We start from the raw sequence: 19,048 nt of genomic DNA, 5'->3' as shown, positions 1-19,048 counted from the left end.
CCTTGATCAAACAGAAGGAAACTTATTGCGAAGTACCGTCTGTTTTATGTTTCACGTGGCCGCCACCCTCTTTGGTGTCGACTTTTTTATTCATGTCCGGGCATTTGCCGTCTTTGCACATGCTGTTTTTGTGCACCTGGTTGGCTGACATATTGCTTGAGTCAGTGCCTGACGTTGCTGCGCTGTTGGTATTGGTGCTACCGCTGTTAATTTTGCTGTTATCAACATTATTAGGTGGCAGATTTTGTTTTGCACCGCCAGCTGCTGCACCGGCTTCAGCTGAAGCGTTGGCCGCACCATTGTTGTTATCCGCAGCCATTACAGCACCGCTACCCATGGTCATCGCTGCTGTCAGAAAGATCATTGCAAACTTATTCATCATTATGCTCCAGTAATTAATGGATAGTTGCCGTCTAACACCCGCTGGTGTTGAGTGACGAAAATAGCGTGCCGCGATGGAATAAAATCCACCTTATACGCTTCACTTAAAAATTTAATTTTGCAAACACATCATTCCTTAGTGCTTACATTTAAAAAGCTTAGTGCATGGATATATAAATGCAAATTTGAGATGTACATTTTAAGCGCGGTGCGTAATTTACACCCACCGCGTGAAGGGCTAAAGTGGGCGGGTTGCGCCCGACGGACGTTGGGCCAGAAATTTGAATGGAATTGTGTATGGATTACCAGAACGATGATTTACGCATCAGAGAGATCAAAGAGTTACTGCCTCCTGTTGCTTTGCTTGAAAAATTCCCCGCCACCGATAAAGCGGCTGCAACCGTAGCGCAGTCACGTCAGGCGATTCACCGCATTCTGCATGGCGAAGACGATCGTCTGCTGGTGGTGATCGGTCCGTGCTCAATTCACGATACCCAGGCTGCGCAAGAGTATGCGACGCGCCTGCTGGCACTGCGTGATGAGCTAAAAGACGATCTCGAAGTGGTGATGCGCGTTTACTTTGAAAAACCGCGCACCACGGTGGGCTGGAAAGGGCTGATCAACGACCCGTTTATGGATGGCAGCTTCCAGATCAATGACGGCCTGCGCCTGGCGCGCAAGCTGCTGGTGGATATCAACGATATCGGGTTGCCAGCCGCCGGTGAGTTCCTCGATATGATCACGCCACAATATATGGCCGACCTGATGAGCTGGGGCGCGATTGGCGCACGTACCACCGAATCGCAGGTGCATCGCGAACTCTCTTCCGGCCTCTCTTGCCCGGTGGGCTTCAAAAACGGTACCGACGGCACCATCAAAGTGGCGATTGACGCCATCGGTGCGGCCAGCGCGCCACACTGCTTCCTGTCAGTCACCAAATATGGTCACTCGGCGATTGTCGAAACCAGCGGTAACGAAGACTGCCACATCATCCTGCGCGGCGGCAAAGAGCCGAACTACAGCGCCGAACACGTGGCGGCCGTGAAAACCGGTCTGGAGAAAGCAGGCTTGCGTCCGCAAGTGATGATCGACTTCAGCCATGCTAATAGCAGCAAGCAGTTCCAACGTCAGATGGTGGTTGCCGACGACGTGGCACAGCAAATTGCCGGTGGTGAGCAGGCGATTACTGGCGTGATGATCGAGAGTCATCTGGTGGAAGGTAATCAGAGCCTCGAAAGCGGCAAACCGCTGGTGTACGGCCAGAGCGTGACCGATGCCTGTATCGGCTGGGAAGACACTGAGAAGGCGTTGCGTCAGCTGGCTGAGGCGGTCAAACAGCGCCGCAGCTAAGCCAATGCGGCAATAAAAAAGGCCAGACTTGCGTCTGGCCTTTTTGCGTTTCAGCGTTCGCTTACTTCGCTTTACCCTGGTTTGCTACGGCTGCGGCTTTCGCAGCGATCTCGTCAGCATCACCCAGATAGTAACGCTTGAGCGGCTTAAAGTTCTCATCGAACTCATACACCAACGGCACGCCAGTTGGGATGTTCAGTTCGAGGATCTCGTCTTCGCTCAGGTTGTCGAGGTATTTAACCAGCGCACGCAGTGAGTTGCCGTGTGCAGCAACGATCACTTTCTCACCGCTCTTAATGCGCGGCAGAATGCTTTCGTTCCAGTAAGGAATCACGCGTTCGATGGTCAGCGCCAGGCTTTCGGTGGTTGGCAGCTGCGCGTCAGTCAGTGAAGCGTAACGCGGATCGTGGCCTGGGAAACGCTCATCAGCGCGATCCAGTTCTGGTGGCGTGATAGCAAAGCCACGACGCCACTGTTTCACTTGCTCGTCACCGTATTTAGCGGCGGTTTCTGCTTTATCCAGACCTTGCAGCGCACCGTAGTGACGCTCGTTCAGACGCCAGGTTTTTTCAACCGGCAGCCAAGCCTGATCCAACTCATCCAGCACATTCCACAGGGTGTGAATAGCGCGCTTCAGCACTGAGGTGTAAGCGAAATCAAACACGAAACCTTCTTTTTTCAGCAGCTGACCGGCTGCTTTGGCTTCAGTGCGACCTTTGTCAGACAGGTCAACGTCGTACCATCCGGTGAAGCGGTTTTCCTGGTTCCACTGGCTTTCGCCGTGTCGCACCAGTACCAGCTTAGTTACGGCCATAGCTTTACTCCTTAATGCTCGATTTACGATTAGTATTGAAACCGGCTGCGGCCACTGAGAAGCGGCTCACTAATAGCGCCATACCATAGCGGAAAACAACGCACGGCGTAAGCCTGTCGGCAGCGCAGTGCGCGTTTTTCATCCGGTCGCTCAGTGCGGCGTGAAGCGATAACGCGTCACGGACTGCCAGCTGTCGCCGGGTTGCAGCCAGCAATCGGGCTGCGGCCACTCTGCATGGTTAGGCGAATCCGGTAAAAATTCGCTCTCCAGAGCGATGCCCTGGAAAGCAGTATAGCTGTCCTGCTCACGGGCGCGTGTTCCCGCCAGATAGTTGCCGGTGTAGAACTGCAGCGCCGGAGCGGCAGTAAACACGCTCAGCTCCAGCTTGCCATCGGCAGACCATAAATGGGCGGCGGGCTGGCTGCTGTCGCCAGCGGTGTTAAGCAAAAAGGCGTGGTCATAGCCTTTCACCGCTTTTTGATCGTCATCGGCGAGGAACTCATCGGCGACGCGCTTCGGCTGGCGGAAATCAAAACTGTTTCCCGCCACCTCTTTCAGCGGCGCGTTAGGAATGCCTTCGCTGTCCACCGGCAGGTAACGATCGGCGTGCAGTTGTAAGCGATGCTGGCGCGCATCACCATGATGCGCATCAAGATTAAAGTAAGCATGGTTGGTGAGATTGACCGGGCAAGGCTTGTCGGTTTGCGCTTCATAGCGAATCGACAAGCAATTATCGTCATCAAGTTGATAGATGACATTGGCGATCACATTGCCGGGATAACCCTGATCGCCATCGGGCGAATCGAGGCGATAGTGCACCTCGCTTTCGCTCTGACTGAGAATCTGCCAGCGACGTTTATCGAAACCTTGCGGCCCGCCGTGCAGCTGATGTGCGCCCTGATTAGCCGCCAGCTGTAGATTGAGTTGCTTAAGTTCGGCCGAGGCGATGCGGTTCGCGTAGCGGCCAATCGTCGCGCCAAGATAAGCATCCTGATGCAGATAATCGGACGGCGTGGCACAGCCGAGCAGCGCTTCACGCACGCTGTGATCCAACATTGGCACGCGCGCTGACAGCCAGGTCGCGCCCCAATCCATAAAAGTAGCCACCATGCCGTTGCGATTGCGCAGCACAGTGATGCGCCACGGTTGCCCGTCTGGCGCGTGTGAATTCACATCACTTACCATTGGCCTGCTCCTGCGGACGCTTTGCACACGTAGAAGGTCTCTTTGATGCCGGTTTGCGCTTCATACTTCTCGGCCACCGCCGCTTTCACCGCATCGACCAGATCGGTTGGTATCAGCGCCACGATGCAGCCACCGAAACCGCCGCCGGTCATACGCACGCCGCCGCGCGGGCCGATTTCTGTTTTCACAATCTCAACCAGCTGATCGATTTGCGGCACGGTGATTTCGAAATCGTCACGCATCGAGGCGTGCGATTCGGCCATCAGTTCGCCCATGCGTTTCAGATCGCCCGCGCTTAACGCATCGGCTGCTTCCAGCGTGCGCGCATTTTCGCTAATCACGTGACGCACGCGTTTTGCCACCAACGCATCCAGCTCACCAGCAGAGGCTTCAAACTCTTCCAGCGTCACATCGCGCAGCGCCGGTTTATTGAAGAAGCGTGCGCCAGTTTCACACTGTTCACGACGCGTATTGTATTCGCTGCCCACCAGGCTACGACGGAAGTTGGAGTTGATGATCACCACCGCGACATCTTCCGGCATTGATACCGCGCGCGTGCCGAGCGTACGACAATCCAGCAGCATGGCGTGATCCGGCTGACCGAGCGCGGAGATCAGCTGATCCATGATGCCGCAGTTGCAGCCGACAAACTGGTTTTCCGCTTCCTGACCGTTCACCGCAATCGCTGCGCCATCGAGGTTTAATGCATACAGCTGCTGGAATACGGTACCTACCGCCACTTCCAGCGACGCCGAAGAACTCAGGCCCGCGCCTTGTGGCACGTTGCCGCTGATCACCATATCAACGCCGCCAAAGCTGGCATCGCGTTTTTGCAGATGTTTCACCACGCCGCGCACGTAGTTGGCCCACATTGGCTCTTTCAGCGGCTCAATCGGCGCATCCAGCGAGAAGCTGTCCTGCTGATTGTCGTAATCGACAGCAATCACACGCACCTGGCGATCGTCGCGTTTGGCGCAGGCAATCACGGTTTGATAATCGATGGCGCACGGCAGCACAAAGCCATCGTTGTAGTCGGTGTGTTCGCCAATCAGATTGACGCGGCCCGGTGCCTGAATGCTGTGTGTCGCCTGATAGCCGAAAGTGTCAGCGAAAACCTGTTGAGTAATGGATTTTAATGACATTTATTGCGCCTCGCGGAAATGGACATCGCTGACAGAACGCAGACGTTCAGCTGCCTGTTCCGCCGTTAAATCACGTTGGGTTTCGGCCAGCATTTCATAGCCAACCATAAATTTGCGTACCGTGGCTGAACGCAGCAGCGGCGGATAGAAGTGTGCGTGCAGCTGCCAGTGATCGTTGGCTTCGCCGTTGAACGGCGCGCCGTGCCAGCCCATCGAATAGGGGAAAGAGCATTGGAACAGGTTGTCGTAGCGGCTGGTGAGCTGCTTAAGCGCCAGCGCCAGATCGGTGCGCTGCGGCTCGGAGAGATCGGTGATGCGTTTCACATGGGCTTTCGGCAGCAGCAAGGTTTCAAACGGCCACGCCGCCCACCACGGCACCACGGCCAGCCAGTGTTCGGTTTCCACCACCGTACGGCTGCCATCGCTCAACTCACGCGTAGCGTAATCGACCAGCAGCGGCGTGCCTTTCTCGGCAAAATAGTGACGTTGATTGTCATCTTCTTTCTGCGCTTCGTTTGGCAGGAAGCTGTTGGCCCAAATCTGGCCATGCGGATGCGGGTTGGAGCAGCCCATCGCCGCACCTTTGTTTTCAAACACCTGCACCCAAGGATAGTGCTGGCCGAGATCGGCAGTCTGTTCCTGCCAGGTCCGCACGATATCTTCCAGCCCGCTCAGCGGCAGTTCCGGCAGCGTTTTGCTGTGATCCGGCGAGAAGCAGATCACCCGGCTGGTACCGCGCGCGCTTTCGCAGCGCATCAACAGATCGTCGCTTTGCGGTGCGTCTGGCGTGTTAGTCATCAGCGCGGCAAAGTCATTGGTGAACACGTAAGTGCTTTTATAGTTGGGGTTTTTGTCACCGGTAATGCGGGTGTTTCCGGCACAGAGGAAACAGTCAGGATCGTGCGCTGGCAGTTGCTCCAGTGCCGGGGTTTCCTGCGCACCTTGCCACGGGCGCTTAGCGCGATGGGGTGAGACCAGCACCCATTGATCGATCAATGGGTTATAACGGCGATGCGGGTGATCGACCGGGTTAAATTTTTCCATGATGAGTCCTGGTAAACGGCAAACAGATAAAAATGATTTTGATCAAAGTAGCACAAAGACCAGCGTGAAAGCGTGATCCAGTCTGGATAAATGGTATCGTTTACACAAGGTGACGATTCTCATTTTGTGGGGTTGTTGCGTGTGTTTGTTGAATTACCAGGCGATGAAATGGTAACGCTTACATTGCCTTCATACTTCGAACTGCTGCTGCTTGCCGCAGCTCGAATTATTTTGGCAATGGCGCTATGCACGTTAGATGTTTGTAGGATTGCCACTTATGGCAACCGCTATTTAACGCAGCGACTCTTGCAGGAAACCGTAACCCTGTTCCTGCGCGACAAAACTCAGGCGATGGGTGATGCACTGCGGCGCATCCTCGGCGTGGTGGGAGACAAACAGCAGTTGCGTACGGCCTTCGCCAATCAGCACATCAACAAAGCGGCGCACTAGCTGACGGTTAATCGGATCAAGCCCTTGCAACGGTTCATCGAGAATGAGTAGCGTGGGATGTTTCACCAGCGCGCGCGCAATCAGCACCAGCCGCTGCTGGCCCCACGACAAACTGTGGAACGGCGCATCCGCCAGCTGATTATCCATACCGAGCAGCGCCAGCCACTGACGCGCCAGCGCTTTTTGCCGATCGGACACCGCCTGATACAGACCAATCGAATCGAAGAAGCCGGAGAGCACCACGGTGCGCACATTACAGCTGACGCGATAATCGAGGTGCAGGCTGCTGCTGACGTAACCGATGTGCTGCTTGATGTCCCAGATGGTTTCACCGCTGCCGCGTCGGATGCCGAACAGCGTCAAATCGTTGCTGTAACCCTGCGGATGATCGCCGGTTACCAAACTGAGCAGGGTGGATTTACCCGCGCCGTTCGGCCCCACAATCTGCCAGTGTTCACCGGGATTAACCTGCCAGTTCAGGCCATCAATCACCGCTTTGTCGTTGTACGACACCACGCCGTTGCGCAGTATCACGCGCGGCGCATCTTCGGCCAGCTGCGGCAGTTGATCGGGTTGATCCGCCTCCGGCAGTGCCATGCCAGCAAGCTTCTCGCTATGCGCCAGCTGCGCCACCAGCGCTTCGGCCAGAATCGCGCGCCGTTCGCCCACGTGGGTTAACGTGCATTCGGCCAACACGCCGACCTTCCCGACAAAATCGGGAATATCATCAAAGCGATTGAGCACCAGCACTACGCTAAAACCGCTTCGATGCAGATCGTTGAGGGTTTGCGCCAGGCTGGCGCGTGACGCCACATCCAGCCCATCGAAAGGTTCATCGAGGATCAGCAGATCCGGCTGCGCCATCAGCGCCTGGCACAACAGCGTTTTGCGCGTCTCGCCGGTGGAGAGATATTTGAAGCGACGATCGAGCAGATAAGTGATGCCAAACTGCTGCGCCAGCGCCTGACAGCGCGCCTCATCTTGCACTTCATCCTGAATGATCTGTGCGGCGGTGCGACCGGTATCGTCTTCGCCTTCACTTAGCAAATCGGTGTTGTTGCGTTCCCACTCATCGCTGACCAGTTTCTGTAGCTGCTCCAGCGACAGGCGCGTGCGGCGTTGAAAATCCTGCTGCACGCTGCCTTTACCGGGCTGCAACTCGCCGGAAAGGGCGCGCGCCAGCGATGACTTGCCGCTGCCGTTGGCGCCGACAAATGCCCAGCTTTCGCCGCTGTTGAGGGTTAAATCGTTAAGGGACAGTGCTCGGGTGTCGCTAAGGTGAAACGTGCCTTGCGAAATTTGCAATGAAGCCATGATCTATTCCGTTTTATGCATCGTGTTGTCCAGTTTTAGCCAGCGATGCAGGCGAAGTCAAATCATGGCGTGGATTTCAGAGCAGTGTGGCGATGATGGCGTGTTCGGCATTAAAACTGGCGGTGACGCTGGCGCCAACCTGCAGATTCTGCTGTTTCACCGCCTCATTGGTGACGGTCGCGCACAGCGTTTCGCCACTCGGCAACGCCATCAATACTTCGCTAAGCTGATCGCCGGGCTCAATTGCGCTGATCTGCGCAGCCAGTTGATTGTCGCTGCTGGCGGCGGCGTGACTGACGTGAATCCACGGTGCTTTAATCAGCACCAGCACCTCTTTGCCGCTATCGAGCTGCAAGCGTTCGGCACTGCGTGCGGTGATCGCCACCTGCAGGCGCGTTACGCCATCGGCGAGCAGCACCTCAAGGTGCTGCTGCACCTGCTGATGATCGCTGGCCAGCACCGTACCAAACAGCTGATTGCGCGCGCTGGTTTGCAGCGAGAAACGCGCAATCGCCGCCAGCAAACTGTCGAGCGGCAAGCTGTCGTTTTGCAGCACATCGAAAGCCTTTTGTTGGATCTGCTCCATCAACTGGAACAGCTGAATCAGCCGCTCGCCATAACGCGTCAGCTGCGCGCCGCCGCCGCCTTTACCGCCGGTGGCGCGATCCACCAGCGTTTTGTCGGCCAGCTGATTCATCTCATTGATCGCATCCCAGGCACTTTTGTAACTGATGCCCGCCAGTTTCGCGCCCTGGCTGATGGAGCCGGTTTGCTGCACGCGTTTCAGTAATTCGATGCGACGCGGATCGGCAAACAGCTTTTGCTGAAGACGAATATGGAGAGAAAGTTCTGCCTGCATGTCAGCTCCTTAGGTTAATCCGCTCAGTTTACTGCTTAAAAGTAAAAGCACGAAAAGGGCAGTGCGTTTTTTTCGCTAACCGTTACAATCACTTTTTTATTTTCTGCGTGAGGTTTCCATGCTGGAACTGTTAAAAAGCCTGGCTGTGGCTATCATCATGGTGCCGATTGTGATGGCGATTATGCTCGGTTTGATTTACGGCCTGGGTGAAGTTTTCAACGTCATCTCAAAATTTGGCCGCCGCGACGATCGTCCTGCCAACAGCTCACAACACTAATTTCTCAACGCCCGCTTCCTGCGGGCGTTTTGTTTCTGAACTTCCGTAAAATCCTGCCGATATAAAGCTCATGACGCATTTGCGCGTACGTTGTATTATAAAATATATAACGTAACAAGGAGCAACAAATGCGAACCATCAAGTACCGTTGGGCTGCTGCAACCGTTTTAAGCGTTTCATTGGCCGGTCATGCCGCGGCCGCAGAGAAAATCACCGTGTTTGCAGCGGCATCGCTGACCAATGCGCTGCAGGACATTGCGACGCAGTACCAGAAGAAAAGCGGTGTAGAAGTGGTATCCTCTTTTGCCTCTTCTTCGGTGCTGGCGCGCCAGATTGATCAGGGCGCACCGGCCGATCTGTTCATCTCTGCCGATCAGCAGTGGATGGACGATGTGGTGGCAAAAAACAGCGTGGTGAGCAGCACGCGCTATACGCTGCTCGGCAATGATTTAGTGCTGATTGCACCGAAAAGCGACGCGGCTAAAGCGGTCACCCTTGATAGCAAAACCGACTGGAAAAGCCTGCTGAAAGGCGAGCGTCTGGCGGTGGGCGATCCGGATCACGTGCCGGCCGGCATTTATGCCAAAGAAGCATTACAAAAACTCGGCGCGTGGGACGCTTTATCCCCGCAGCTGGCGCCAGCCAACAATGTGCGCGCCGCGCTGGCACTGGTTGAGCGTAACGAAACGCCGTACGGCATCGTGTATGGTTCGGACGCGGTGGCCAGCCAAAAAGTGCAGGTCGTAGGACGATTCCCGGAAGATAGCCACAAGCCAGTGGAATATCCGATGGCGATTGTCAAAGAACATCAGAACGCAACGGTGAAAGCCTTCTACAACTATTTGCAGGGGCCGGATGCCGCTGCCGTGTTTAAACAGTATGGATTCACGCCGAAGAAATGATATTGAGCGATCCCGAATGGCAGGCCGTTTTTCTCAGCCTGAAAGTGTCCTGTGTAGCTGTGATATGCAGCTTGCCGTTTGGCATCCTGATGGCCTGGATTCTGGCGCGCTGCCGCTTTCCGGGCAAAACCCTGTTGGACAGCATCGTCCACCTGCCGCTGGTGCTGCCGCCGGTGGTGGTCGGCTATCTGCTGCTGATCGCCTTAGGCCGGCGCGGTTTTATTGGCGAATGGCTGTATGACTGGTTCGGTTTCACCTTTGCTTTTAGCTGGCGCGGCGCGGTGATCGCTTCGGCGGTGATGGCGTTTCCGCTGATGGTGCGTGCAATTCGTCTTGCGCTGGAAGCGGTGGATACCAAACTGGAGCTGGCCGCACGCACGCTGGGTGCCGGGCGCTGGCGCGTATTTTTCACCATCACGCTTCCGCTCACCTTGCCGGGCATTATTGTTGGCACGGTGCTGGCCTTTGCCCGTTCGCTGGGCGAATTTGGTGCCACCATCACGTTTGTCTCCAACATTCCCGGCGAGACGCGCACCATTCCGTCGGCGATGTTTACCCTGATTGAAATGCCGGGCGCGGAAGGCACCGCAGCGCGCCTCTGTGCGGTGGCGATAGCGTTAGCGCTGATGTCGCTGGTGGCGTCTGAGCTGCTGGCGCGCTGGGGCCGTAAACGGCTGGGAGCGGCATAATGCTCAATCTGCAACTTTCTCAGCAGTTGGGCGATCACCTGCTCGACGTTAACGTCAATATTCCCGCCAGCGGCATTACCGCCATTTTCGGCGTGTCGGGTGCGGGCAAAACCTCGTTGATTAACGCGATTGGCGGATTAACCCAGCCGCAGAGCGGACGTATTGAGTTAAACGATCGCCTGCTGTTCGATTCGGCCACGCGCGTGAATTTGCCGCCGGAAAAGCGCCGTATCGGCTATGTGTTTCAGGACGCGCGGCTGTTTCCGCATTATCGCGTGCGCGGCAATCTGCAATACGGGATGGCGGCCTCCATGAAGCCGCAGTTCAACGCGCTGGTGGCGCTGCTGGGTTTAGAATCGCTGCTGACGCGTTTTCCTGCGTCGCTTTCGGGCGGTGAAAAACAGCGCGTGGCGATAGGCCGCGCGTTGCTGACGGCGCCCGATATTCTGCTGATGGATGAGCCGCTGGCGTCGCTCGATCTGCCGCGCAAACGTGAGCTGATGCCCTATCTGCAAAAGCTGGCGAAGCAGGTCGATATTCCCATTCTTTACGTATCGCACAGCCTGGATGAAATCCTGCAGCTGGCGGATAACGTGCTGGTGCTGGATGCCGGTCAGGTGAAAGCCTTTGGTCCGCTGGAAAAAGTGTGGAGCAGTTCGGCGATGCGTCCGTGGCTGCCGATCGCCGAGCGCACCAGCGTGCTGCGTGTGCAGGTGCTGGAGCAGCATCCTGATTACCCGATGACCGCGCTGTCGCTTGGCGATCAGCATATTTGGGTGAGCCGGGTGAATCAGCCGCTGAAAACGCCGCTGCGTATTCGCATCGCCTCAGCCGATGTGTCGCTGGCATTGCAGCCGCCGCATAACACCTCGATCCGCAATATATTGCCGGCACAGGTGGTTGAGCTGCTGGAGATTGACGATCAGGTGGAAGTGAAGCTGCGCATTGGGATAAGCGAACTGTGGGCGCGCATTTCGCCGTGGGCGCGCGATGAGCTGGGCATTCGACCGGATCAGTGGCTGTATGCGCAGATCAAGAGCGTGTCGATAGCAGCGTAAATTGATTCATTGCGCGGTGTGAGAAAAATCCGCGCCATGAATTGCGCACTACATCCTACGGTTACAGAACCTCTTGATAGATCATTTCGGCGATGCCCGGCTCCAGATTGGTGCCAATCACCTTTTTGGCGCGCGCTTTGATGGCGTCATCGGCATTGCCCATCGCCACGCCTAATCCCACCTGTTCCAGCATGCTGAGATCGTTGTAGTTGTCGCCAAACGCCAGCACGTCTTGCATGCTAAAGCCCTGACTCTCAACCCACTGCGCCAGACGCTTGCCTTTGCTGTTGCCGCCTTTGGCGATATCCACCTGATCGTGCCACGACCATTCACACGCCAGACCGAGTTCGGCTTCGGTGCGTTCGGCAAACTGCTGCAGCGCGCGCGTGTCGGGATGCGACAGCGCGAATTTCCAGATCGAATCAGCCTCAATCGCCGCCTGCGCCAGGCTTGGCACCTGCAGGAACAGCGGACGCTGCGCTTCCGGCAACGATTGCGCCCAGTTAAGCGTACGCGTCACATGGCCGGTTGGCGTTTGGTACAGCATCGCATCATCGACATACAGCAGACCGTGGATGTTCTCTTCATCCAGCATCTCAATCACACGTGCGGCTCGGCTTTTATCCAGCGGATCGGCGGCCAGCACCTGTTTCGCGGGATAATCATACAAATAGGTACCATTACAGCAAATTGCGGGTGTATCCAGCTTAAGTGCCTGATAAAAAGGGTGGATAGCGCAGTGGTGGCGACCGGTAACGATCAACACTTTCACGCCCGCCTGTTGCGCGCGGGCCAGCGCTTCGATGGATTCAGGCAAGATGGTTTTGTTCGGGGTCAGCAGGGTGCCGTCGAGGTCAAGGGCGATTACGCGGTAGCTCATTACACTTTCCGTTCGGGAGTTGGCAAAGCATTGAGTCTACACCCGGCAGCGGCCCTGAGACAAAAAACAGGGCACAAATGAATCCAGCGCGACAAAATGAAACGCGCTACAGTTATCCCTTTCATCAGGCAGCGAATAAGGAAAACGCATGAAACAAGTCGTGTATACCGCCAGTCCCGAGAGCCAGCAGATTCATGCCTGGCAGTTGCAGGAAGATGGCGCACTGACGTTATTGCAGGTAACGGATGTTGCCGGCCAGGTGCAGCCGATGGTGGTGAGCCCGAAGAAAGATTTTCTCTATGTCGGTGTGCGTCCGAATTTTCGCGTGCTGGCGTTTCGCATTGCGGCCGACGGCACGCTGAGCCTCGCCGGTGAAGCACCGCTGCCGGGCAGCCCGACCCACATCTCCACCGATCGTCAGGGCAATTATCTGTTCTGCGGCTCGTATAACGATGCCTGCGTCAGCATCAGCCCGATTGGCAGCGATGGTTTGCCGCAAGCGCCAGTTCAGGTGATCAGCGGGTTAGACGGTTGCCACTCCGCCAATATCGATCTGAATAACCAAACGCTGTTTGTACCGGCACTGAAGCAGGACCGCATCTGCCTGTATCAGTTGAACGCAGACGGCACCCTGGCTCCGCGCGAACAAGCGCAGGTCACCACCGTTGAAGGTGCCGGTCCGCGTCACATGGCCTTCCATCCGAACGGCGCATATGGCTACGTAGTGAACGAGCTGGATAGCACCGTGGATGTCTGGGCGCTGAACAATGTGCACGGCCAGGTTGAGCGCGTGCAGAGCCTTGATATGATGCCGAAAGATTTCAGCGACACGCGCTGGGCGGCGGACATCCACATCACGCCGGATGGCCGTTTCCTCTATGCCTGCGACCGTACCAGCAGCACCATTACGGTATTCAGCATCAGTGAAGATGGCTCGGTGCTGGCGATTGAAGGCTACCAGCCAACTGAAACCCAGCCGCGCGGCTTCAATATTGATCACAGCGGTCAATATCTGGTAGCGGCGGGACAGAAATCGCACCACATCGAAGTGTATAAGATTCAGGAACGCGGCCTGCTTAATCCGCTGGCGCGTTACGCGGTAGGACAAGGCCCAATGTGGGTGGTTATCCACTCGTTGGGATAAGTGAAATGCCTGCCTGATCAAACAGGCAGGCATATTCCCTAACAGCGCGATTCTGAACTGTTACGCGTACTTCACCGTAATCGACGCACTGGCCAGCGCATGGAAATGCACATTAAAGCCAACCATCGCGCCGCTCGCGCCTTCATCCACGTCAATTTTATCCGTATCCAGCGCATGCACCGTAAAGATGTAGCGATGGGATTCGCCCTGCGGTGGCGCTGCGCCGCCGTAGCCGGTTTGGCCAAAATCGGTACGCGTCTGAATGGCGCTCTCCGGCAAGTCCGCCACGCCGGAACCGGCACCCTGCGGCAACACGGTAACGTCAGCCGGAATGTTCGCTACCACCCAATGCCACCAGCCGGAACCGGTAGGCGCGTCAGGATCGTAGCAGGTGACAACAAAGCTTTTTGTGCCTGCCGGTACATCATCCCACGCCAGATGCGGTGACAGATTGTCGCCCTGGTAACCCATGCCATTGAAAACGTGTCGCTCTGGCATCTTATCGCCGTCGTTAAAATCCTGGCTAACTACGCGCATGATCGCTCCTTTTATGGTTGTGCAGAACCCTCAATCATGGTGGAAATGCGCCGCAACATCCAGTGCCGCACCGACCGCTTGCGTCAGTTTCGTCAGTTCGGCGGCAGAAATCAGATAAGGTGGCATCAGGTAGAGCAAGCGCCCAAATGGACGAATCCACACGCCGCGTTCAACGAAGAAGTGCTGCAGCGCCGCCATGTTCACGGCCTGATGGGTTTCGATCACGCCAATCGCACCCAGCACGCGCGCATCGGCCACCGCGTGATGACGGCGCAGCGGCAGCAGCTCGGTGCGCAGCTGCTGTTCGATGTGCGCCACCTGCGTTATCCAGCCGCCTTCACTGATCATCTTCAGACTTTCCACCGCCACCGCGCAGGCCAGCGGATTGCCCATAAAAGTAGGGCCGTGCATAAAGCAGCCCGCTGCGCTGCGGCTGATGGTGTCGGCGACTTCACGCGTGGTCAGCGTGGCGGAGAGCGTCATGGTGCCGCCGGTCAGCGCTTTGCCCAGGCAGAGAATGTCCGGCGTGATACCCGCATGGTCGCAGGCAAACAGCTTGCCGCTGCGGCCAAATCCGGTGGCGATCTCATCGGCAATCAGCAGCAAACCGTAGCGATCGCACAGCTCGCGCACCTGCTGCAGATAGCGCGGATGGTAGAAACGCATCCCGCCAGCGCCTTGCACAATCGGCTCCAGAATCACCGCCGCAATCTCCCGATGGTGGATTTCCACCAGCTGCGCAAAATCGGCGAAATCGGCCTCGTTCCACGCGTCATCGAAAGCGCACTGCGGCGCGTTAGCGAACAGATGTTCCGGCAGATAGCCGCGCCACAGGCTGTGCATCGAATTTTCCGGATCGCACACCGACATCGCGGCAAAGGTATCACCGTGATAGCCGCGCTTCAGCGTAAGGAATTTCTGTCGCGTTTGGTTGCGTCCCAGCCAGTATTGCAGCGCCATTTTCATCGACACTTCGACGGCGATCGAACCCGAATCGGCGAGGAACACGCACTCCAGCGCATCAGGCGTCATGGCAACCAGCTGGCGGCTCAGTTCCACCGCCGCCGGATGGGTGATGCCGCCAAACATCACATGCGACATCTGCGTTATTTGCTGCTGCAGCGCCTGATTGAGACGCGGATGGTTGTAGCCGTGGATTGCCGCCCACCACGACGACATGCCGTCCACCAGTTCACGTCCATCGGCCAACTGCAGCTGGCAGCCGTGCGCCGCCACAACCGGATAACAGGGCAGGGGATCGCGCATCGACGTGTAGGGATGCCAGATATGCTGACGGTCAAAGTTGAGGTCATCCTGAGTGAACATGTGAGTTGTAAACCATTTTAAAAAGATTTAGTTTACAAGTATAACCACGTTAATCGTCGGGATGAACCCCCTTTTTCTGGAGTAAGCAATGGCAAACCGCTGGACACTGGCACAAGCTCAGGCACTTTTCGATAAACCTTTCCTTGAGTTGATGTTTGAAGCGCAGCAAGTGCATCGTCAACACTTCGATCCACGCCAGGTGCAGGTCAGCACGCTGCTATCAATCAAAACCGGCGCCTGTCCGGAAGACTGTAAATACTGTCCGCAGAGCGCGCGTTACAAAACCGGGCTGGAATCGGAACGTCTGATGGAAGTGGATGCGGTGCTGGAATCGGCGCGCAAAGCCAAAGCGGCGGGATCGAGCCGTTTCTGCATGGGCGCCGCGTGGAAAAACCCGCACGAGCGCGACATGCCTTACCTTCAGCAGATGGTGCAGGGCGTGAAAGCGATGGGCATGGAAACCTGCATGACGCTTGGCACGTTGGATGGCGACCAGGCGCAGCGCCTCGCCGAAGCGGGACTGGATTTCTACAACCACAACCTCGACACCTCGCCAGAGTTTTACGGCAACATCATCACCACGCGCAGCTATCAGGAACGTCTGGATACGCTGGATAAAGTGCGCGGCGCGGGCATCAAAGTGTGTTCCGGCGGCATCGTGGGTTTAGGTGAAACGGTGAAAGATCGTGCGGGCTTGCTGGTGCAGCTGGCGAATCTGCCGACGCCGCCCGAAAGCGTACCGATCAACATGCTGGTAAAGGTCAAAGGCACGCCGCTGGCCGATAACGATGATGTTGAACCCTTCGAATTTATTCGCACCATCGCGGTGGCGCGCATCATGATGCCCTCGTCGCATGTGCGTCTTTCTGCCGGACGCGAGCAGATGAGCGAGCAAACGCAGGCGATGTGCTTTATGGCCGGCGCTAACTCGATTTTCTACGGCTGCAAACTGCTTACCACGCCAAATCCGGAAGAGGACAAAGATCTGATTCTGTTCCGCAAATTGGGCCTGAATCCGGAGCACACCGCGACGACGGCGGGTGACAATGAGCAGCAGCATCAGCTCAGCGAGCAGCTGCTGCACGCGGATACCGCGCAGTTCTACAACGCGGCTGTGTAAATGGGCTGGTCACAACGTATCGACGAGGCGCTGACGGCGCGGCGTGCCGCGGATGGCTGGCGTTTACGGCGTCGCGTTGAGCACAACAGCGTGCGGGAAATTATGCTGGAGGGGCAGCGCTATCGGCACTTCTCCAGCAACGACTATCTTGGCTTGAGCCAGCATCCGGCGGTGATTGCCGCGTGGCAGCAGGGCGCGGCCGAGACGGGTGCTGGCGCGGGTGCATCCGGGCATGTGACCGGCTACAGCCGCCACCATGCGCAGCTCGAAGCGGAGCTGGCGGACTGGCTGGGCTATTCGCGCGCGCTGCTGTTCATTTCGGGGTTTGCCGCCAATCAGGCGGTGATCCATCTGCTGGCGGAAAAGCAGGATCGCATCTTTGCCGATAAGCTGGCGCACGCTTCACTGCTGGATGCCGCCAGCCACAGCCCGGCGAGCCTGCGCCGTTTTGCCCACAATCAGCCGGAAAGCCTGGCGAAGCTGCTGGCAACGCCGTCGCAAGGCGGCACGCTGGTGGTGACCGAAGGCGTGTTCAGCATGGACGGCGACAGCGCTCCGCTAACACAGATCGCTGCGGAGACGCGGCGCGGCAACGGCTGGCTGCTGGTGGATGATGCGCACGGTATCGGCGTGAGCGGCGCGCAAGGGCGCGGCAGCTGCTGGCAGCAGCAGGTCAAACCGGAACTGCTGATCGTTACCTTCGGCAAAGGGTTTGGCGTCAGCGGCGCGGCGCTGCTGTGCGATGACGCCACCGCTGATTACGTCGAGCAGTTTTCCCGCCATCTGATCTACTCCACCGCGATGCCACCGGCGCAGTGCTACGCACTGCTGGCGGCACTGCGGCAGATTCAACAAGGTGATGCGCTGCGCGAAAAACTGCGCAGCCACATTGCGCGTTTCCGCGCCGCTGCGGCGGATTTGCCGTGGCAGCTGGTCGATTCTGCGAGCGCCATCCAGCCGCTGATCGTTGGCGAAAACAGCGCGGCAATGGCGTTGTCGCAGCGGCTGGCGCAGGCCGGCTGTTGGGTCAGTGCGATTCGGCCACCAACCGTGCCGCCGGGCACCGCGCGGCTACGCATCACGCTTACCGCTGCACATCACACCGATGACATTGATCGTTTGCTGGAGGCTCTGTATGACGCTGCAGGTTAACAAACAGGCCGTGGCGCAGGCTTTTGGTCGTGCGGCTGCGCATTACGAGCAGCACGCGCAGTTACAGCGGCTGAGCGGCGATGCGCTGCTGGCGCTGGCGCCCGCTGGTTTTGGTCCGCACCTGCTGGATGCCGGGTGCGGTACCGGCTGGTATAGCCGCTACTGGCGCGATCGCGGGCGTACGCTGACGGCGCTCGATCTGTCGCCCAACATGCTGCAAACCGCGCGCGATCAGCAATCGGCGCAGCACTATCTGTTGGGCGATATCGATGCGGTGCCGCTGCCGGACGCCAGCGTTGACGGCGTGTGGAGCAATCTGGCGGTGCAGTGGAGCAGCGACTTGCATACTGCGCTGCAGCAGTTTTTGCGCATCACTCGGCCGGGCGGCACGGTGCTGTTTTCCACGCTGCTCGACGGTTCGCTGCACGAAGTGCATCACGCGTGGGCGCAGCTGGATGGTCGCCAGCACGCCAACCGTTTCCTCAGCGCTGCCCAGTTTCATGCGGCCACCGCGACGCTACCGATTGCTGCGCAGCAGCAGGTTATCACGCTGCATTTTCCCAGCGCGCTCAGCGCTATGCGATCGCTGAAAGGCATTGGGGCCACGCACCTGCACGATGGTCGCGGTGCCAGCGTGCTAACGCGTTCCCAACTGGCACAACTTGAGCAGCGCTGGCCGCAGGACGAGTCCGGTTATCGCCTGAGTTATCACCTGATGTATGGAGTTTTAAGCAAATGACACGCTGGTTTATTACCGGAACGGATACCGAAGTGGGCAAAACCGTGGCCAGCGGCGCGCTGCTGCAGGCGGCAAGCGCCGCCGGTTTACGCACCGCAGGCTATAAGCCGGTGGCATCCGGTTGCGAAATCACGCCGCAAGGCATTCGCAACAGCGATGCGCTGGCGTTGCAGCGCTACAGCACCTTGTCGTTAAGCTACGAGCAGGTGAACCCGCTGGCGTTTGTCGAGCCAACCTCGCCGCATATCATTAGCGCGGAAGAGGGCAGGCCGATTAGCTTTGCCACGCTGTCAGCGGGCTTGCGCACGCTGGAGCAGCAGGCAGAATGGGTGTTAGTCGAAGGTGCAGGCGGGTGGTTTACGCCGCTGTCGGAGACGCAAACTTACGCCGATTGGGTGGAAGCCGAGCAGTTGCCGGTGATTCTGGTGGTGGGCGTGAAGTTAGGCTGCATCAATCATGCCATGCTCACCGCCGAAGCGGTTAAAGCGCGCGGATTGCGCCTTTCGGGCTGGATTGCCAATGATATTCAGCCGCCCGGCAAACGTCATCAGGAGTATATGGCCACGCTGCGTCAGCGCATTGATGCGCCGTTCCTCGGTGAGATTCCGCACCTACGCGACGAGTCGCAGCAGGCCGAGTGCGGGCGTTATTTGACGTTGCCGCAATAAATAACCCGGGTCGCCAT

20 protein-coding genes are annotated in these 19,048 nt (G+C 57.5%); 10 read left to right on the top strand and 10 right to left on the bottom strand.

Going from position 1 to position 19,048, the window contains the following annotated elements:
• Window positions 1-22 precede the first annotated feature (22 nt).
• Entirely contained in the window at window positions 23-379 is a 357-nt protein-coding gene (locus tag PZBJ_RS15390) for a YbgS-like family protein (RefSeq protein WP_192236776.1), read from the bottom strand.
• A gap of 299 nt (window positions 380-678) precedes the next feature.
• Between PZBJ_RS15390 and aroG the strand changes: the two genes are divergently transcribed.
• Complete coding sequence (gene aroG / locus PZBJ_RS15385) at window positions 679-1,731, top strand: 3-deoxy-7-phosphoheptulonate synthase AroG (protein ID WP_101763198.1); 1,053 nt, start codon at window positions 679-681, stop codon at window positions 1,729-1,731.
• Window positions 1,732-1,792: 61 nt separating this feature from the next.
• Here aroG and gpmA read toward each other — a convergent pair whose 3' ends face one another.
• The 6 genes from gpmA to modE all read right to left on the bottom strand — a co-directional run bounded on the left by gpmA (window position 1,793) and on the right by modE (window position 8,539).
• The gene (gene gpmA / locus PZBJ_RS15380; protein ID WP_008109047.1) at window positions 1,793-2,545 is read right to left on the bottom strand and encodes a 2,3-diphosphoglycerate-dependent phosphoglycerate mutase; all 753 of its coding nucleotides are present in this window, start codon (window positions 2,543-2,545) and stop codon (window positions 1,793-1,795) included.
• Between the two features lie 150 nt (window positions 2,546-2,695).
• Window positions 2,696-3,730: a galactose-1-epimerase gene (gene galM, locus PZBJ_RS15375; RefSeq protein ID WP_101763197.1), complete on the bottom strand. Its 1,035-nt coding sequence runs from the start codon at window positions 3,728-3,730 to the stop codon at window positions 2,696-2,698.
• On the bottom strand, window positions 3,724-4,872 hold the full coding sequence (galK, locus tag PZBJ_RS15370) for a galactokinase (protein WP_101763196.1): 1,149 nt from the start codon (window positions 4,870-4,872) through the stop codon (window positions 3,724-3,726). Before galK ends, galM begins: the two co-directional genes overlap by 7 nt.
• Window positions 4,873-5,916, bottom strand: coding sequence for a galactose-1-phosphate uridylyltransferase (gene galT, locus PZBJ_RS15365; protein ID WP_101763195.1), 1,044 nt, complete (start codon window positions 5,914-5,916; stop codon window positions 4,873-4,875).
• 291 nt (window positions 5,917-6,207) lie between these two features.
• On the bottom strand, window positions 6,208-7,680 hold the full coding sequence (modF, locus tag PZBJ_RS15360) for a molybdate ABC transporter ATP-binding protein ModF (RefSeq protein ID WP_101763194.1): 1,473 nt from the start codon (window positions 7,678-7,680) through the stop codon (window positions 6,208-6,210).
• Window positions 7,681-7,756: 76 nt separating this feature from the next.
• Window positions 7,757-8,539: a molybdenum-dependent transcriptional regulator gene (gene modE / locus PZBJ_RS15355; protein ID WP_101763193.1), complete on the bottom strand. Its 783-nt coding sequence runs from the start codon at window positions 8,537-8,539 to the stop codon at window positions 7,757-7,759.
• A gap of 118 nt (window positions 8,540-8,657) precedes the next feature.
• Here modE and PZBJ_RS15350 point away from each other — a divergent pair, with 118 nt between their 5' ends.
• The 4 genes from PZBJ_RS15350 (at window position 8,658) to modC (ending at window position 11,465) form a co-directional block, all read left to right on the top strand.
• A complete protein-coding gene (locus tag PZBJ_RS15350; protein WP_007890616.1) occupies window positions 8,658-8,816 on the top strand; it encodes an AcrZ family multidrug efflux pump-associated protein in 159 nt (52 codons plus the stop codon).
• Between the two features lie 128 nt (window positions 8,817-8,944).
• Window positions 8,945-9,718, top strand: coding sequence for a molybdate ABC transporter substrate-binding protein (gene modA / locus PZBJ_RS15345; RefSeq protein ID WP_101763192.1), 774 nt, complete (start codon window positions 8,945-8,947; stop codon window positions 9,716-9,718).
• The gene (gene modB / locus PZBJ_RS15340; RefSeq protein ID WP_101763191.1) at window positions 9,715-10,407 is read left to right on the top strand and encodes a molybdate ABC transporter permease subunit; all 693 of its coding nucleotides are present in this window, start codon (window positions 9,715-9,717) and stop codon (window positions 10,405-10,407) included. Before modA ends, modB begins: the two co-directional genes overlap by 4 nt.
• Window positions 10,407-11,465, top strand: a complete 1,059-nt coding sequence (modC, locus tag PZBJ_RS15335) for a molybdenum ABC transporter ATP-binding protein ModC (RefSeq protein WP_101763190.1) — start codon at window positions 10,407-10,409, stop codon at window positions 11,463-11,465. The genes modB and modC overlap by 1 nt, the downstream gene beginning before the upstream one ends.
• Before the next feature lie 61 nt (window positions 11,466-11,526).
• Here the strand turns inward: modC and PZBJ_RS15330 are convergent, their stop codons facing one another.
• The gene (locus PZBJ_RS15330; RefSeq protein WP_101763189.1) at window positions 11,527-12,345 is read right to left on the bottom strand and encodes a pyridoxal phosphatase; all 819 of its coding nucleotides are present in this window, start codon (window positions 12,343-12,345) and stop codon (window positions 11,527-11,529) included.
• Between the two features lie 148 nt (window positions 12,346-12,493).
• Between PZBJ_RS15330 and pgl the strand changes: the two genes are divergently transcribed.
• Window positions 12,494-13,489 carry a 6-phosphogluconolactonase gene (gene pgl, locus PZBJ_RS15325; protein WP_101763188.1) on the top strand — a complete coding sequence of 332 codons (996 nt, stop codon included), beginning with the start codon at window positions 12,494-12,496 and terminating at the stop codon, window positions 13,487-13,489.
• A gap of 60 nt (window positions 13,490-13,549) precedes the next feature.
• Here the strand turns inward: pgl and PZBJ_RS15320 are convergent, their stop codons facing one another.
• Together PZBJ_RS15320 and bioA are read right to left on the bottom strand one after the other, a co-directional pair.
• The gene (locus tag PZBJ_RS15320; protein ID WP_101763187.1) at window positions 13,550-14,026 is read right to left on the bottom strand and encodes a kinase inhibitor; all 477 of its coding nucleotides are present in this window, start codon (window positions 14,024-14,026) and stop codon (window positions 13,550-13,552) included.
• Window positions 14,027-14,056: 30 nt separating this feature from the next.
• On the bottom strand, window positions 14,057-15,352 hold the full coding sequence (gene bioA, locus PZBJ_RS15315; protein ID WP_101763186.1) for an adenosylmethionine--8-amino-7-oxononanoate transaminase: 1,296 nt from the start codon (window positions 15,350-15,352) through the stop codon (window positions 14,057-14,059).
• Window positions 15,353-15,440: 88 nt separating this feature from the next.
• On the opposite strand from bioA, the gene bioB reads away from it, so the two are divergent.
• From bioB to bioD, 4 genes are read left to right on the top strand one after another with little or no spacing between them, the layout of a single operon-like run.
• Window positions 15,441-16,472 (top strand): biotin synthase BioB, encoded by a 1,032-nt coding sequence (bioB, locus tag PZBJ_RS15310; protein ID WP_101763185.1) that lies wholly within the window; start codon window positions 15,441-15,443, stop codon window positions 16,470-16,472.
• Entirely contained in the window at window positions 16,473-17,624 is a 1,152-nt protein-coding gene (gene bioF, locus PZBJ_RS15305) for an 8-amino-7-oxononanoate synthase (RefSeq protein ID WP_101763184.1), read from the top strand.
• Window positions 17,608-18,363, top strand: a complete 756-nt coding sequence (gene bioC / locus PZBJ_RS15300) for a malonyl-ACP O-methyltransferase BioC (protein WP_101763183.1) — start codon at window positions 17,608-17,610, stop codon at window positions 18,361-18,363. The genes bioF and bioC overlap by 17 nt, the downstream gene beginning before the upstream one ends.
• Window positions 18,360-19,031, top strand: a complete 672-nt coding sequence (bioD, locus tag PZBJ_RS15295; protein WP_101763182.1) for a dethiobiotin synthase — start codon at window positions 18,360-18,362, stop codon at window positions 19,029-19,031. Before bioC ends, bioD begins: the two co-directional genes overlap by 4 nt.
• The last annotated feature ends 17 nt before the right edge of the window (window positions 19,032-19,048 follow it).

This window comes from Pantoea endophytica, from assembly GCF_002858935.1.
GTDB lineage: Bacteria > Pseudomonadota > Gammaproteobacteria > Enterobacterales > Enterobacteriaceae > Pantoea > Pantoea leporis.
The sequence above is the reverse complement of the archived record's forward strand: the minus strand, read 5'-3'. Positions and strand labels throughout refer to the sequence as shown.

Bases quoted from the DNA above. Each gene is read 5' to 3' on its own strand.
- PZBJ_RS15390 (WP_192236776.1), bottom strand. From the start codon at position 379: ATGAATAAGTTTGCAATGATCTTTCTGACAGCAGCGATGACCATGGGT.
- aroG (WP_101763198.1), top strand. From the start codon at position 679: ATGGATTACCAGAACGATGATTTACGCATCAGAGAGATCAAAGAGTTA.
- gpmA (WP_008109047.1), bottom strand. From the start codon at position 2,545: ATGGCCGTAACTAAGCTGGTACTGGTGCGACACGGCGAAAGCCAGTGG.
- galM (WP_101763197.1), bottom strand. From the start codon at position 3,730: ATGGTAAGTGATGTGAATTCACACGCGCCAGACGGGCAACCGTGGCGC.
- galK (WP_101763196.1), bottom strand. From the start codon at position 4,872: ATGTCATTAAAATCCATTACTCAACAGGTTTTCGCTGACACTTTCGGC.
- galT (WP_101763195.1), bottom strand. From the start codon at position 5,916: ATGGAAAAATTTAACCCGGTCGATCACCCGCATCGCCGTTATAACCCA.
- modF (WP_101763194.1), bottom strand. From the start codon at position 7,680: ATGGCTTCATTGCAAATTTCGCAAGGCACGTTTCACCTTAGCGACACC.
- modE (WP_101763193.1), bottom strand. From the start codon at position 8,539: ATGCAGGCAGAACTTTCTCTCCATATTCGTCTTCAGCAAAAGCTGTTT.
- PZBJ_RS15350 (WP_007890616.1), top strand. From the start codon at position 8,658: ATGCTGGAACTGTTAAAAAGCCTGGCTGTGGCTATCATCATGGTGCCG.
- modA (WP_101763192.1), top strand. From the start codon at position 8,945: ATGCGAACCATCAAGTACCGTTGGGCTGCTGCAACCGTTTTAAGCGTT.
- modB (WP_101763191.1), top strand. From the start codon at position 9,715: ATGATATTGAGCGATCCCGAATGGCAGGCCGTTTTTCTCAGCCTGAAA.
- modC (WP_101763190.1), top strand. From the start codon at position 10,407: ATGCTCAATCTGCAACTTTCTCAGCAGTTGGGCGATCACCTGCTCGAC.
- PZBJ_RS15330 (WP_101763189.1), bottom strand. From the start codon at position 12,345: ATGAGCTACCGCGTAATCGCCCTTGACCTCGACGGCACCCTGCTGACC.
- pgl (WP_101763188.1), top strand. From the start codon at position 12,494: ATGAAACAAGTCGTGTATACCGCCAGTCCCGAGAGCCAGCAGATTCAT.
- PZBJ_RS15320 (WP_101763187.1), bottom strand. From the start codon at position 14,026: ATGCGCGTAGTTAGCCAGGATTTTAACGACGGCGATAAGATGCCAGAG.
- bioA (WP_101763186.1), bottom strand. From the start codon at position 15,352: ATGTTCACTCAGGATGACCTCAACTTTGACCGTCAGCATATCTGGCAT.
- bioB (WP_101763185.1), top strand. From the start codon at position 15,441: ATGGCAAACCGCTGGACACTGGCACAAGCTCAGGCACTTTTCGATAAA.
- bioF (WP_101763184.1), top strand. From the start codon at position 16,473: ATGGGCTGGTCACAACGTATCGACGAGGCGCTGACGGCGCGGCGTGCC.
- bioC (WP_101763183.1), top strand. From the start codon at position 17,608: ATGACGCTGCAGGTTAACAAACAGGCCGTGGCGCAGGCTTTTGGTCGT.
- bioD (WP_101763182.1), top strand. From the start codon at position 18,360: ATGACACGCTGGTTTATTACCGGAACGGATACCGAAGTGGGCAAAACC.